Source organism: Neobacillus niacini, assembly GCF_000759675.1.
Classification (GTDB): Bacteria; Bacillota; Bacilli; order Bacillales; family Cytobacillaceae; genus Neobacillus; species Neobacillus niacini_A.
Map to the genome: position 1 here is coordinate 39,693 of NZ_BAWM01000101.1, position 14,505 is coordinate 54,197.

Annotated in this window: 10 protein-coding genes and 1 pseudogene; 7 read left to right on the forward strand and 4 right to left on the reverse strand. The window is 37.6% G+C overall.

What is annotated here, in order from left to right; all coding sequences use genetic code 11:
- Window positions 1-368: 368 nt before the first annotated feature.
- From TR08_RS23705 to TR08_RS23715, 3 genes are read left to right on the forward strand one after another with little or no spacing between them, the layout of a single operon-like run.
- Window positions 369-1,916, forward strand: a complete 1,548-nt coding sequence (locus tag TR08_RS23705; protein WP_045522448.1) for a spore germination protein — start codon at window positions 369-371, stop codon at window positions 1,914-1,916.
- Entirely contained in the window at window positions 1,913-3,010 is a 1,098-nt protein-coding gene (locus TR08_RS23710; protein ID WP_238579229.1) for a GerAB/ArcD/ProY family transporter, read from the forward strand. The genes TR08_RS23705 and TR08_RS23710 overlap by 4 nt, the downstream gene beginning before the upstream one ends.
- Window positions 3,007-4,122, forward strand: a complete 1,116-nt coding sequence (locus TR08_RS23715; RefSeq protein ID WP_045522451.1) for a Ger(x)C family spore germination protein — start codon at window positions 3,007-3,009, stop codon at window positions 4,120-4,122. The genes TR08_RS23710 and TR08_RS23715 overlap by 4 nt, the downstream gene beginning before the upstream one ends.
- A 196-nt stretch (window positions 4,123-4,318) precedes the next feature.
- Here the strand turns inward: TR08_RS23715 and TR08_RS30510 are convergent, their stop codons facing one another.
- Window positions 4,319-5,425 carry a C40 family peptidase gene (locus tag TR08_RS30510; protein ID WP_052427604.1) on the reverse strand — a complete coding sequence of 369 codons (1,107 nt, stop codon included), beginning with the start codon at window positions 5,423-5,425 and terminating at the stop codon, window positions 4,319-4,321.
- 505 nt (window positions 5,426-5,930) lie between these two features.
- On the opposite strand from TR08_RS30510, the gene TR08_RS23725 reads away from it, so the two are divergent.
- The 4 genes and pseudogenes from TR08_RS23725 to TR08_RS23745 all read left to right on the forward strand — a co-directional run bounded on the left by TR08_RS23725 (window position 5,931) and on the right by TR08_RS23745 (window position 9,343).
- Window positions 5,931-6,584 carry a hypothetical protein gene (locus TR08_RS23725; RefSeq protein ID WP_045522453.1) on the forward strand — a complete coding sequence of 218 codons (654 nt, stop codon included), beginning with the start codon at window positions 5,931-5,933 and terminating at the stop codon, window positions 6,582-6,584.
- A 15-nt stretch (window positions 6,585-6,599) separates the two neighbouring features.
- Window positions 6,600-7,805, forward strand: a complete 1,206-nt coding sequence (locus TR08_RS23730) for an efflux RND transporter periplasmic adaptor subunit (RefSeq protein ID WP_045522455.1) — start codon at window positions 6,600-6,602, stop codon at window positions 7,803-7,805.
- A gap of 484 nt (window positions 7,806-8,289) precedes the next feature.
- Window positions 8,290-9,147 (forward strand): annotated as a pseudogene (locus TR08_RS23740) (carbon starvation CstA family protein); the annotation flags it as partial.
- On the forward strand, window positions 9,140-9,343 hold the full coding sequence (locus TR08_RS23745; protein ID WP_045522458.1) for a YbdD/YjiX family protein: 204 nt from the start codon (window positions 9,140-9,142) through the stop codon (window positions 9,341-9,343). The pseudogene TR08_RS23740 and the gene TR08_RS23745, both read left to right, overlap by 8 nt.
- Window positions 9,344-9,612: 269 nt before the next feature.
- Here the strand turns inward: TR08_RS23745 and TR08_RS23750 are convergent, their stop codons facing one another.
- The 3 genes from TR08_RS23750 to TR08_RS30515 form a co-directional block, all read right to left on the reverse strand.
- Window positions 9,613-9,801, reverse strand: coding sequence for an MmcQ/YjbR family DNA-binding protein (locus TR08_RS23750; RefSeq protein ID WP_045522540.1), 189 nt, complete (start codon window positions 9,799-9,801; stop codon window positions 9,613-9,615).
- A gap of 24 nt (window positions 9,802-9,825) precedes the next feature.
- On the reverse strand, window positions 9,826-10,221 hold the full coding sequence (locus TR08_RS23755) for a VOC family protein (protein ID WP_045522460.1): 396 nt from the start codon (window positions 10,219-10,221) through the stop codon (window positions 9,826-9,828).
- A gap of 521 nt (window positions 10,222-10,742) precedes the next feature.
- On the reverse strand, window positions 10,743-14,483 hold the full coding sequence (locus TR08_RS30515) for a WD40 repeat domain-containing protein (RefSeq protein ID WP_052427605.1): 3,741 nt from the start codon (window positions 14,481-14,483) through the stop codon (window positions 10,743-10,745).
- Window positions 14,484-14,505 lie beyond the last annotated feature (22 nt).

Consider the following 14,505-nt stretch of genomic DNA (forward strand, 5'->3'; position numbering starts at 1 on the left):
GGTTCCATAAACTTACTTTCCTCCTTCAAAATTTTCTTTATTATCTCACTTTTACATATTTTTGTAAATCAAAAGGTTGTGATAACTAAAGCAATAATTTTCAAGCAATGTAGAAACTAACAATAAGCTTAGGAAAGCATTACTATTCTTAAACATTATATGGATAAACCTTACCTTTCTATCAATTTGGATAAAAACAGTCTTTATTATCGCATGTTATTTAGGAATACGAATAAAATTTAAATCGCGTGTCTATCCATTGAATGGGAGAAAAATGCCTGAAGGCCTTATTTGTTTAGGACTTGCATAACCATTCATTTTGAAACACAAACTATCCTATCATATTCCATTATAGGTGGGATTCTCCTATGCCTTTTTTTCGAAGATACAAGAAAGAAAAGAAGAACCAACTTTCAATTCCAAAACAGCAAAATATGCCCTCCCAAAATTTAATAAGTTCGGAAATTGTGGAGAACATTGCAGAAATTCAGGACATTTTTAGCGATACCCCTGACCTGGTAGTGAAAAACTTCGTAATCAAACAAATAAATAGACCTGCAACACTAGTCTATTTAAGCGGACTAACGGATAAAAATGCTATTAATAATGATGTGTTAAAGCCACTATTATTTGAAGTTGATAAGGAGAATGCAGACCTTGAAGTAAAAGTGGCACTTGGTCAAATAAAAGAAACGAATACATGGAAGAATATTGAAGATGCCATTCTACAAGGAAATAGTGTCTTATTTATAGATGGACGGACTGTGGCGTACCAATTTGATACACAAGGATGGCCTCAACGTGGAATAGAAGATACTTCAATTGAGTCTTCTTTAAGAGGGGCACATGAAGGGTTTACAGAAACAGGAAGCTCTAATATTGCGTTGATTCGCAGGCATATTCCAAGCCGTGAGCTGAAAATAAAAGAAATGACGATTGGTGAAAGAGGGAAAATCAAAATTTCTATTATGTACTTAGCCGATGTTGCCAATCCTGAAGTATTGCAAGAGCTTGTTAACCGAATCAACAAACTAAAGGTCGATTTCATCATAAATACGGCTGCCTTGGCAGAATATATTGAGGACAACCCGTATTCTCCGTTCCCGCAATTATTTCTAACAGAACGTCCTGATTTTGCAGCGTCGGAAATTTTTCAAGGGCGAATCGCTGTCGTTGTAGACCGATCGCCTAACGTCCTCATTGGACCGGTAACATTTGAAACTTTTTTTAAGAGTATGGATGATTATAGTGTTCGCTGGATGGCTGCCTCATTTTTACGATTCATGAGGTATTTTGGCTTTTTTGCTGCGATCTTTCTGCCGGCTACCTATATTGCTGTCATTTCCTTTCATTTTGAAATCATACCCTTAAAGCTACTTTTATCTGTTGGTGCCTCAAGGGAGAAAGTTCCATTTCCACCATTTATTGAAGCCATCATCATGGAAATCACGTTAGAAATGTTGCGCGAAGCAGGGGTACGTCTTCCTGCCAAAATTGGCCAGACAGTGGGAATTGTTGGTGGTATCGTTATTGGCCAAGCAGCTGTTCAAGCAGGTATCGTTAGTAATATTATGGTGATTGTCGTAGCTTTAACAGCGATCGCTTCATTTATTATTCCTAATTATGATATGGGATCGGCGATACGTATGCTCCGTTTTCCGATGATGATTGCTGCTTCATTATTTGGTTTCGTTGGACTCACAGTGGGGTTAATGACCTTAATTGCCCATTTTGTTGCCCTTGAATCATTAGGCACCCCTTATGGCAGTCCCATCGCTCCATTACGATTCACTGATTGGAAGGATCTATTTATTCGTTTTCCGATGTGGTCTACCGTAAAACGCCCTGAAAGTACTAGGGCCATTCAAAGGAAAAAAGCGAATCCCAAACTTCCAGAAGGTGAAGAAAATTGGTGAAACATAATAAAAATCAAATAACGCTTATGCAATATATCTTTTTAATTCATGGTGTCCAAGTAGGGGTTGGACTATTAACACTACCACGTGAATTAGCAGAAATAGCAGGGACGGACGGATGGATCTCGATTATTATTGGCTATTTTTTATCAACAGTTGCTGGTTTACTCATCATTCAGGTAATGAAAAAACACCCAAATGGAACCATCCTTGATCTCATCACCCATTATTTTGGAAAGTGGGTCGGAAAGATCGCTGCTCTCGTTTTTGGCTTGTATTTTGCCTTTTTAGCATCGATCATTTTTATTAGGGAATGTCTCTTTATCCAATTTTGGATTCTACCGCAAACAGACATGTTTATCTTGATGTTATTGTTGTCCATTCCTACTTACCTGATTGTGCGGAATAATATTAAAGTAATCGCCAGGTACTCCCAATTAGTTTTTTTTATGACGACATGGATGATTTTCTTCTATTTTTCGCCTTTGAAGGAAGCCCACTGGCTCCATCTCCTTCCTGTTGTAAAGGAAGGCTGGATACCCATTTTCACAGCAGTTAAGGTAACGATTTTTTCCTTTATAGGCTTTGAAATCGCCTTTTTTCTCTATCCTTCACTGCAGAAAAAACAAAAGGCATCAGCAGGGTTTATCATTGCGAATACACTTACACTCCTTATTCTATTGACGATCACAATAGTCATCTTTGCTTTTTTTAGTCCAGACGAAATTACTCAATTTAAAGAACCAACCATTAGTGTGTTAAAAATCGTTGAATTTAAGTTTTTGGAAAGAGTGGAAATTGTCTTCCTCTCCTTCTATATATTTGTCATCTCTACGACAGTCTTGCCTTTAATGTATTCAACTGTTTTCTGTTTAAGTCAATTATTTGGCGCACAAAATCACAGTAAATTTGTAGGTTGGTATCTCCTTTTAAACCTTGTATATATTATGTTTATCACTCAAACGTTTGATAGAAATGATCAGCTTTCAAAACTAGTTCAGCCAATAAGTCTATTCCTTGCTTACGCTTTTCCAATTTGTTTATTAATTTATGTTTCGATTCATGACCGTATTAAAGGGAGGGCCAATCTATGAAACGTTGGGTACTTGCGCTGGTTTCCATCCTCCTCATTTTCCTTCTTTCTAGTTGTGGAGGTAGAGCTCCATTAGAGGATTTGACTCTTGCCTTTATCCTTGGTGTGGATTTAGATGATGAAAATAATCTGACCTTTTATGAATTAAATCCAGTTTTTCATAAAGGTTCCAAGAAAGGATTGGAGGCATATGAAGTAAGGGCGAAAACGATTCGAGATTCCAGAAGAATATTTGACGGATTAACAACTGGAGAAGTTGTCGCTGGAAAAATCCAAGTCTTACTAGTTGGCGAACGTGTCCTGGAACATGCTGGCTGGTTTTCTATTCTGGATAGCGTCTACCGGAATCCCAATTTTTCTATGAATACACGAGTAGTAGCGGTTAAGGGTCCTGTTTCAGATGTTGTCTTTTACAATCCTGGTGAAAAACCGGAATTATCTTTGCACTTAAAAGCAGTGATTGATAAAAGTTATGATCGAACGAGGGCAGTAAAAGGTACTCTTCAAGAATTACACAGGGAGGTCTACGAGAAGGGAATGACTCCCATTATTTCCGAAGTGAAAAAGGAAAAAAAACTGGAATTATCGGGCATGGCTCTCCTTTATAATAAAGGGAAATATGCTGCCTCCCTGGATGTTCCTGAATCGACATTACTTCTTGTGTTAAAGAATGAAAAGAGGCATGAAGTCACCATGACGATTCCGATTTTCCCAATCGAAAAAGAGAACAACATCTTCCATAAAAACGAGCTGAGCTTCCAGGCCAGTAGAGTGAAAACGAAGATAAAAACAGGATATAAAAAGAACGCTTTCCATTTTGACGTTAAAGTCAATATGACCGTAAATATTATGGAACGTATATTTCCAGAGGACAAGGTCAAAAAAGCAGAGCTAGTAAAGTTAATTGAAAAAGAATTGCAAAAGCAATTTACAGATCTCATTAAGAAAATTCAAAAGAAAAAAATTGATCCCATCGGATTTGGGCTTTACGCACGTGCCTACCATTATGAGCAATTTAAAAAAGTGGATAACGACTGGGGTAAAGCACTGGCTGAATCCGATATCAATGTTTCTGTCAACGTAAAAGTAAACGCATACGGAGCTGTCAAATAATCATACTTTTTCATCTTTCGCAAAGACCTGGCAAAGGAATACTCACTTCTAAGGGCACGAGTAAAGCCAAATCTATATAATTGCGGTTACATAAAAAACACCCCGTAAATGTTAGATTAGTGTCTAACATTTACGGGGCAGATCAGGGTTCGTTGCCTTTTTTTTATATTAGTAGGCTTTGTCAAAAATCTTGAGCCTAACGTAAGATTCTAGAAGCAGTAGAAAATTGAGACGGATTAAATGGAGCAATTTTCACAACATCTCCCGTTTGCGGAGCATGTATATATTGCCCGCCACCAATATATATGCCGACATGATAGGCAGGGGAACCCCTGAATACTAAATCTCCTGGTTGTACTTGATTCAGTGAGATTCTTGTTCCGACATTTTGCTGAGCACTAGACGTTCTTGGAAGACTAATGCCAACGGAACGATACACATATGAAACAAATCCTGAACAATCAAACCCGCTTGGCGTAGTTCCCCCCCAAGCATAAGGAACACCCAAATATTGTTTAGCATTGGCAATAACCATATTTGCCGTTGCAGAAGTTGGTGTTGATGGTGTTGATGGTGTTGATGGTGTTGATGGTGTTGAAATGTTTACAGAAGATTGCTGTTGAGGCTGTTGTTGGGCTTGTTGAGCAAGGGCTATTTGAGCCTGTTGTTCAGCCTCTTGTTGTGCCAGTTGATTTTGTAATGTGCCTTGCGCATCGGCTAAATCTTTTTCAATTTGTTTTTTATCTTCCTCAATCTGTTTTTGTTCAGAGGCTAATTCCACTTGGCTCTGTTTTAATTGGTTGATCTGAGTATGTAATTGTACCTCTGCATCTTTTAACGATTGTTCTTTTTCATTTAAACCGTTTAGTAAATCTGTATCATTTTCAATAATTTGCGAAATAGCAGTAAATCGATTAAAAAACTCAGATATGCTTTCAGATGAAAGCAAAAGTTCTGCGTAATTAACAACTGACTGATTTCCCTTTAACTGAATGCTTTTCAGTCGTTCAGAATAGACTTGTTTATGATTTTCTAAATCCTTTTCAGCTTTTTCCATTTCAATTTTTGTTTCTTCAATTTTTCCTTGTTGACTTATGATTTGTTCGTTAAGTCTTTGACTATTCTCCATCGATAGGGTGATTCGGTTGTCCAATTGTTGAATCTTTGTTTCAAAGTTATTGATTTGTTCTTTAGTAGCATCAATTTGTTCTTTTGACACTGGAGTTGCAAAAGCAGGTGTTACTTGAATCGTAGTGGCGAGGATAGCAGCCGCTACCGTATATTTAATAAATTTTTTTATCATCACAAAGTCTCCTCTAGTAACCTATCATTTAATCAAATTTCTTATATATTCCTAGTTTATATTCCAAAAGGACTAAAAACAATAAATGAGTCGGAATTGTAATTAAATTGTAATTTAATGTAGAATAATCTCATAAAAATGTCAGCTTTTGCATATTTTAAAAAAAGCAAAAAAAGGAAACGGGATATCAGCCCCTTCCAATTACAACATATAAAACTACCTCTCCCTCCCAACTAGTTTGGTAGACTCCGCTTTCCATAGAAAAATGAAGTACCGCTTCAGAATTGGTAACCTTCAAGAAGAATAATGATTTTGAAACTTCTTCTGCTGGCGTTCCGAGAACAACGATTTTCCTTTAAAATTTGGAATCGCGTTCTTCAGCGCTAATGCTGCTCCAAACCAAACTTTGTTAAAAGATAGGAAGAATTTACGTTTCCCAAAAATTTGTTATCGGTTAATATAGTATATGTTCACAAAATTACGACAAATTCTTGGAGGATTTTACATGTTTTTTCGCGTTCAGCTACTTCGGGGGCTTTTTCAACCGGACATATGCTCTCATCAAATGAAGGAAGCAGAGCATATCAAGGGAATTTGGAAACGCTTAGCACTCTTATTGTTTACTAGCTTGCTTATTTTCAGTATTAGCGCCTTTTTCGGAATCGGAAATGAAGCTCTTTCGAAGACAATCTATGAATTATCACCAATTGAGTTTGAAACCATCAAAGTGTTATTTGGAGTAGGACAAGTAATCCAAGGGGTATTCATTTCAATTCTATTACTATATCTTCAAGCATTATATTTCTGGGTATTTACGGCTGTGGTTTATAAAAAACTAGTTATCATGCAGCTGTTTATTTTGACAATCTATCTAATCGAACAAGCTTTGAGTATACCCTTTCATTTACTTGGAATCGATCAGGTTTCGTTACCTTTTTCGTTTGGAGTTATCGCTCAATATTTAACGGAAAACGAGCTGATCATAAACTTTTTTTCAACTATCACTCTTTTTAAAATTTGGTCGGTTATTCTTCAAGCTCATTATATAAAAGTTCTTTCTGAAAAAAGTACACAGATTTGTCTGCTCATTGTCATCCCTATCAATCTATTTATTTGGATTATTATGGCTCTTTTTCCATACATAAAAGTATTACTTTAAAGGAGGTGCCCCCCATTGAATTGGAAGAAATGGACCATTACTATCTTCATCACATTATTTTTGGCCGTGAATTTTTTTCTGACCTACAAAAAAGACAGCAAAATAATAAAAACTAATTACATAGATGAATGGACAGCTGTAAAGGAACAAGATTTGATCCTAGCCAAAAAGAAAGCGGGTGTCATTACCCCATCAGAAGAGCAATATGTCTACTTCGATGACAAAAATGGGCAGTTTCAAGAGTTTCTTGTAAAAAAAGGAGAAAAAGTTCAAGAAGGAACGCCGCTGTTTGCATATTCCTCTACCGATATTGAGTCAAGCAAAGCAAATCTAGAGGCGGAAATCACTAGATTAGAAAGTGAATTAGGCAGTATTGAAGAAAATATAACTCAATTGGAATCATTAAAAACCGATCTTTCAGCTGGTTTAGAAAATGAAGAGGAAGTTGCTTCTAATGACCTGATGCTTATCGAAGCAGAAATATATGATAAAGAATTACAAATGGGCAGAATTGAAAGCGAAATAGAAAAATACAATACCCTTATTGACAGCAATGGTAAAAGCTTGGACAATCTCATGATAAAGAGCAATGTTTCAGGAGTCGTCAAAGAAATAAGTCGTAATTTAAAAAATCCGCTCATCACAATTTCTTCGGATCAACAACAGGTCGAAGGAATCCTTGAAGAGGAAGAAGTTCTTGAAATTACGGAGGGAATGAAGGTCTTTGTGACTTCACCTGCACTAAAAAAGAAAAAAGAAAGTACCATCACGGAGATATCTTCTAACCCTATTGAACAACCAAAAGTAAATAGGAAAAGTCAATACCGCTTTTCTGTCCAATTAAACCAAGATTCTGAAGAAGAAATCGTCAACGGCGCCCATGTCGATCTGAAAATAATTAAACAAGAAGTAAATAACGTATTGACCGTCCCATATAAATCTATCAAAAACAAAGAGGCTAAATCCTACATCTATGTATTGCAACAAAATGGAACCATTGAAAAGCGTAGCATTCAAACAGGCATGCATGTAAACCAAGTACAAGAAGTGAAAGAAGGAGCCGAAAAAGGGGAACTAATCGTTTTTCAGCCATCTACTTTAAAAAATAATGCTCCATTTTTTACACCATTAAATACAAAGGAAATAGAGACAAATTTAATTGGAAAAATGGAAAAGAATGAGATCCTTCGATACATAGGAAGGGGATTTCTATCTAACTAAATGCTCAGCAAATTAAAATGGCGCTCATGCATGAGCGCTATTTTTTCACTTATACAAGAACATTAGTTCGGTAAAATCACAACTATAAATGGTAATTGGCCAAGTGTTTCATCCTTTTTCTGTTTTCCTGCATGTTGTGTTTTCGAATCATAGCTTGTGTTTTGCAGTGCCTATTAGTTTCCATGAATATTTCCCCTATTACCTAATCAATCCTAAAAAGTTTTTTCCAAGTATAAATTCTTTTTGGATATCAGGAATTTGAAGTGAATCAATCCAACTTTTCTTAGCTGAATAGTCATATTTATTAAATTTTTTCATACCATATGGTCCGTCGCAGCCATAAAGAACTTTACGATACCCTAAAGATTCCACTGCCTTCTTTACAATAAATGGATTAAGATAATCACTTGATGTGTCAACAAATATATTGGGTTGATCCTTAACGTAATTCCATAGTTTTTTCCAAAAAGGAAGACCGGAGTGAGCATACACTACGGTTTCTAGCTGGGGCTTTACCATAACACCTGATGATTTAAAAACACTCGCATCCGACGTTGGGGAGCAAACCATTCTCTCACGAACTGGCGGTGCACCGACTCTTGCAATTGGTATGGCTGTCATTTTTTCGAATGTAATTGGCGGAAAGGCGCTAATGGCATTTTGGTACCATTTCGCCATCCTATTTGAAGCACTGTTTATTTTAACTACGATTGATGCAGGAACACGTGTTGGACGTTTTATGATTCAGGATCTTATCGGTACTGCTTATAAGCCGTTTGCTAGAACGGATGCTTTACTTCCAAATATTATTGCAACGGCGCTATGTGTACTGTTTTGGGGTTACTTTTTATATCAAGGTGTAATTGACCCGCTTGGAGGAATTAATACACTATGGCCGCTGTTCGGTATTGCAAACCAAATGTTGGCTGCGATTGCCCTCCTGCTCGGTACAACTATTCTCTATAAAATGGGCAAAAAAGCATTTGTTTGGGTAACACTGCTTCCGACAACATGGCTGCTAATTGTCACTTTAACTGCAGGCTGGCAAAAACTATTCCATGAAAATCCAAAAATCGGCTTCCTTGCCCATGCTAACATTTTTAAAGAGGCATATAATGATGGAAAAGTTCTAGCACCTGCAACATCACCGGTACAAATGAAACAAGTTCTAATCAATGATTATGTTGATGCCACGCTATGTGCTATTTTTATGGCGGTTGTCATTGTAGTATTAATTTCTGCGATTAAGATTTGGTTTAAAATTATTAAAAACCACAAATTACCATTGCATGAGACACCACCAGTGCCTCGTGACGGAGGAGATTTGAAACATTATGCTTAACAAATTAAAGGAAATCATTTCGTACAGAAAGCAATTCCTCAGTCTTCTTGTCGGCGTTCCCAGCTACGAAACATACGTCGAGCATATGAAAAAGCACCACCCCGGAGATTCTGTTAAATCAAGGAAAGAATTTTTCTGTGAGGCACAAGAAGCCCGTTACAACGCCAAAGACGGTAAGATTTCAAGATGCTGTTAACAAAAAAAGAACAAAGAAGGTAAATCTCACACCTTCTTTGTTCTTTTTAATGATTATTATTAAAGAATTTTACTATTTTCTTATATGAGAATTATTCAACACAGAGGGCAGATTAATTTATTCCTAATTGGTTAAGAATCTCATCCAGACTTGTCTCTTTATAAGTCTTTTTAGCTTTTGGTGGATTTGATGCAGTCGGGTTTTGCAAACCAAAGTTCTTTACTACATAAACCATATCCGCTGCATCAACTTTGCCATCAAAATTATTCTTAGGTTTCCCTGTCTGACTTGAATGACAAGCTGAACCCTTTCTCGCCTTCACCTGATATCACGAACGATTTTCCATTGATTTTAAAAGTATTGTGACCAAAACCGTCGATAAGTTCAACTGCTTCGGGCAGCACATGACAGATCTTGCGTACATTTTCAAGCATGGCCTCCGTGCCTTGTGATTTCATGTTTTTATTCACCTATCATGGATTCTATTTTGCATTCGCATCTGGTTGATGAATTCCGAATACGTTTCCTTCGGTATCAATATAGTATCCTTGCCACGCCATTCCAGGCAAGGCATATTTGGCCATTGCGACCTTGCCGCCATTCTCAATAATTTTAGCTTCCGTTAAATCGTAATTTTCCACTCCCATTGTACAAGCAAATCCATTTAAAGCATGGTTTTGTTCAGGCGGAGCACTTTGACGCTGCATCAAAGCACCATTGATTCCTGGTTCATTTTCATCGCCAGTCACTGCACCAAAGTAAGGCATTCCTGCATAATCACTCCAATCTTGAAATGACCATCCGAATACCTCTCCATAAAATTTCTTTGCCCGATCCATGTCACTCACATGAATTTCGAAATGAACTAATCTTCCCATGATTTCCTCCTATTTTTCAAGTAATAATAACCCATTATTTCCATATATCATCTAAGTATTCTCATAAGAAGTTTCTATCATGTAAGTATTTCTCTATCTTTAGGTCAGATTCCTTTTTTACCTATAATTAAAAATTTTCAATACCATCCTCGCAACTGTTTTACGTATCCAGTCGTATATGTGGCAACACCTGGAATGCTGATGAGTTTTCAAACCGACAAAAATCTGGTGATGACCCTATCTATTAAAAAAATCCTCCACTTAAGAAAAAGTGGAGGAACTAGAAATCTATTAAGTTAGTTTTTTCCTTCTAAAATACAATCCGATAATTAATAGAATCGTGAAGGTTATCGGGTAGGCGCCCAAAGGTTATCAAGGAAAGGTACAGGTGCCTAGCAGACTCACGAGTAAGATTCATAATGGACATCATTCAAAAAAGCCTAATCCAAAATGGAATAGGCTTTTCATGATCTACTTCAAAACACTAGAGTATGTGGCACACATGGGATGCTTTTGAGATTTCATTTAAATACTGCAAATGTACCAGCGGTGTTTGTTTCAAAGGTTGCTTTCACGTTTGTGAACACCGCGTCCAAAACAGTCTCCCATTTCTTAGTTTCTTCATTTAAAGAGTGAACATTAAGAGTATCTCTGTTTTTTACCTCATTTCGCTCGATATCAAACACAACTTTTACTGGCTCTTCAAACGAAGTTACTGCATCCTCATCTGCATAAATCGCAAATCCATATACACTACTAACTGAGTTTGCTAAATCGTCCAATTTGTTTAGTTCGATTGTTATTACTTTATCTTTAGGTAATATACATAACGGTATATACAGCTCGACATATTTATTTTTGATTCCGAACGATGCTCCTTTGGCATCTAGCATCTGAATCTGTTCTTTTGTTAGTTTTACTGTGACGGAAGATGTCTTTTTAAGGACAATAACTAACCGCTCGCCATTCCCTGCCTTTTCTACATCACTGTCTGAAATTGTTGCAATGCCACCTTCTATAACTGGTTTCACCACAATTGTTTTTGCTTTTTCATTATTTTTTCCATCACTTGGTTCACACGTTTCAATTGGTGGTTCTGGTTCATCTTTTTTTACAAAGCTCAGGGTAAAATTATCATAATATACGCCATTTGTAGTCCATGCAGTCGATACTCCCGCAAACAGCTTTGCATATGAAGCACCCTCTGGCGCAGTTGCTTTTGCTGTTACTGTTTGCCATTGTCCGTGATTGCCTGTTACATGGATCAGACTATTGGCATCATCTGTTCCTACTTGAGTACCTGCTTCGTTAAAGAAACGCAAGAAAAAGCTCGCTCTACCATCTACTAAATACATATCGGCATTAGCCGTATATTCAACTCCTGGCTCAATCTCAATGGCAGCACTTTGTACATGCACAGGACCTGCTGTTGCTGTATCCACGATTTTCAAGCTATGTGTACCTTTCCTTGCTCGTTCCTCGCTCACTCCAAATGAAGTACCTGGTGTTGTATCCTTGTATAAGAACGACCAGCCTGGAATGGTTCCATTCACTGTTGAATCTTCAAAACTATTATTTGCTATCGGCAAATATTCCTTTGTTGGATCTACTGGTTCTTCCACTACTTTTTCATACGTTAATGTAAAGTCATCAAAATACGCGCCATTTGTTGTAAAAAAATTGGATGCTCCCGCAAACACACGAGCATATTTTGCTCCCTCAGGGGCCGTTACGGTCGCTTTTACCGTTTGCCACTCTTTATGCCCACCACGGACATGAATGATATTGACACCATCTTTATCAGTGCCAACCTGTTTTCCTGCATCATCAAAATAACGTAAGAAGAAGCTCACACTTCCATCCTCTAAAAAGAGTTGAGACGATGCTGTATATTCAATCCCTGCTTCAATCGGAATCAAATCAGATTGCGCAAATACCGTTTCATTTCCGGCTGTGTCTACTATTTTTAAGCTATTTTCCCCAGTCTTACTTCGTTCACCGCTAACAGCATAGGATACATTAGCCGAGAAATTTCCAAACAGGGATGACCAGCCTGGAATGGTACTATCCACTATAGCCTCTTCAAATCCTCCATTTGCAATTGGTACCTCAACAACCTCTACTACTGGTTCTTCTGGATCTACAACCGTTCCACCTTCGATTACAGGTACCATTTTTAATATAGTAGTGCTGTTATCAAGGAAATAGATGTTTTCATTTCCATTGGCATCCTCTGCTAGGACCATAAAGTCGACCTCTGGTGCAGTATCGATTAAGGTAACATGGTTGAGATTCTCAGAATTTGGATCAACAACGGTTAGCTTGCCTGCAAGGTCTGTATAAAGAAGCCCATCTTTTCCAAACTCGATGTGGACTGGTCTCCACATTCCTCTATTTTTCACGTTGGGATAAAAGTTCTTATATTTAACAACCTCATACGTTTCTGGGTTCATCGCAAACAAGATCCCATCAACTGCCCCCCATAAAAGACCATCCTTATCAAAAGTAAGTCCACTAATCATTGGAGGAGCATCAAGCCCTGGCAGATTGAGTTCAAATTCAGTTATCTTTTGTTTCCCTTCAACATCCCAAACAAACATTTTTGCCTTTTGAGCTGTTGGTTGGATGTCCAACCCACCTCGAATGGAGGTAGAGCCGTAAATCTTACCATCTTTGTAGGCAAGTCCAACAACACTTTGATCTTGAACAACATTTCGGTACGTTTCTCTCTCCCCTGTCTTAGTGTCATAGATTGTAAGAGAGCCACCTAATTTTTTATAATCTGGAATTGTACCAATTAATAATTTATTATTTTCAAATTCCATAATGTATGGACGATCTTGTTCATATTCATCTTTTAAGTTAAAGAGTGTTTCTGTTCCAAGGGTGTCAGTGTTCATTTTTTGAATAACAGCACCGGGATAAATTCCAAAATACATATCTGAACCATTTCCCGCTGCCATTCCCTCTGCTTGTCCTTGAGAATACGAAACAAATTGCTCTGTTTTCGGATTAAATTTTGCCCCTTTAGGTCCCCCTGGATAAGTGGTCATATACAGATTTCCATCTGGACCCTTTCCAAGATTGTGCAAGGTAAGTGGTTTTGCTTCCATAACGGTTGGCAGGTTCGTCGTCTTGTTCGTCTCTAAATTTGCTACGAAAACTTGTCCAGCTCTCGTCATTGTAACTAAAGATGGACCAGGTAGATCCTGTCTGCCTAAATCAACAAACGCTCCACCTCTCCATCCACCTGCGTATCGGATTCCAGTTTCTCTTGTTTCAAGGGTATTGATATCGATTTCAAGGATATGGCGATTATATATAACATATGCTTTGTCACCATTAATAGGGAGCTGGATGAAACCAAATGTACCGAAGTCATCGGCAGAACCGTCACCTATTTTCCCTAGCTGTTTATCCACCCACGTTTGCGTCATAAGATCATAAAATAGGAGAGCATTTTCCCCACCTTCATCGAACTTTACGAAAAGATAATCACCAACAACTGCCATATCATAAGCAAATTTCACTTGGTCGATGGGTTTCCCAATAATATCCGGAACATTTTTTGTGATGTCTTCCTTTTCTTTCGTTTCTACATTAATACGATATACCTTACCTGCTACACCTAAGCCGGCATATAGATAGCCATCATGATACGCTAAGGAACGTACATAGCTGCCATTCCCATCATCAATTTTTCCATAGTCAATAAATTTGTCAGTTGCCACATCATATTTAACGACTCTTCCATCTCGGTCAGCAAAGGTACCTAAGTAGACGTTACCTAGTTCATCAGTCGTACTGCTCCAAAGCTGATGTCCAGCAGCGGGGACACCAATTTTCTCAACCTTTTTTGTACTCGGAGAATAGCTCCATAATTCTCCTACATTTCCGACTCCAAGTCCCGCTATATACACCGTTCCATCTGGTGCAATGGAATGAGACCAGACCTGACTGACATCTCCTAATTGCTCAGAAAAAATCAGTTTATTATCCTTTACATCTACAACATTAAATCTTCCGCCATTTGCTGTTGAGTAAACAACATCTCGACCGTTTTCTTTCCCAAAAACAGCACTAGTTAACGCAACATCTGACGCACCCACTCCCAATTCTACTACTTCCTTAAAGCCCCTGTTATTTAACTTCGCAACAACTTGCTCTTCAGATTCAGCATAGGTATTGATTGGTAGTAACGACACAATCAGTACCAAGCTTAGTAGACTTGAAAGAATACGAGAAAATCTCTTTTTCTTCATAAAAAAACCCCTTTCTTTAAAG

Coding starts and splice junctions, on each gene's coding strand:
- TR08_RS23705 (WP_045522448.1), top strand. CDS start 369: ATGCCTTTTTTTCGAAGATACAAGAAAGAAAAGAAGAACCAACTTTCA.
- TR08_RS23715 (WP_045522451.1), top strand. CDS start 3,007: ATGAAACGTTGGGTACTTGCGCTGGTTTCCATCCTCCTCATTTTCCTT.
- TR08_RS30510 (WP_052427604.1), bottom strand. CDS start 5,425: ATGATAAAAAAATTTATTAAATATACGGTAGCGGCTGCTATCCTCGCC.
- TR08_RS23725 (WP_045522453.1), top strand. CDS start 5,931: ATGTTTTTTCGCGTTCAGCTACTTCGGGGGCTTTTTCAACCGGACATA.
- TR08_RS23745 (WP_045522458.1), top strand. CDS start 9,140: ATGCTTAACAAATTAAAGGAAATCATTTCGTACAGAAAGCAATTCCTC.
- TR08_RS23750 (WP_045522540.1), bottom strand. CDS start 9,801: ATGAAATCACAAGGCACGGAGGCCATGCTTGAAAATGTACGCAAGATC.
- TR08_RS23755 (WP_045522460.1), bottom strand. CDS start 10,221: ATGGGAAGATTAGTTCATTTCGAAATTCATGTGAGTGACATGGATCGG.
- TR08_RS30515 (WP_052427605.1), bottom strand. CDS start 14,483: ATGAAGAAAAAGAGATTTTCTCGTATTCTTTCAAGTCTACTAAGCTTG.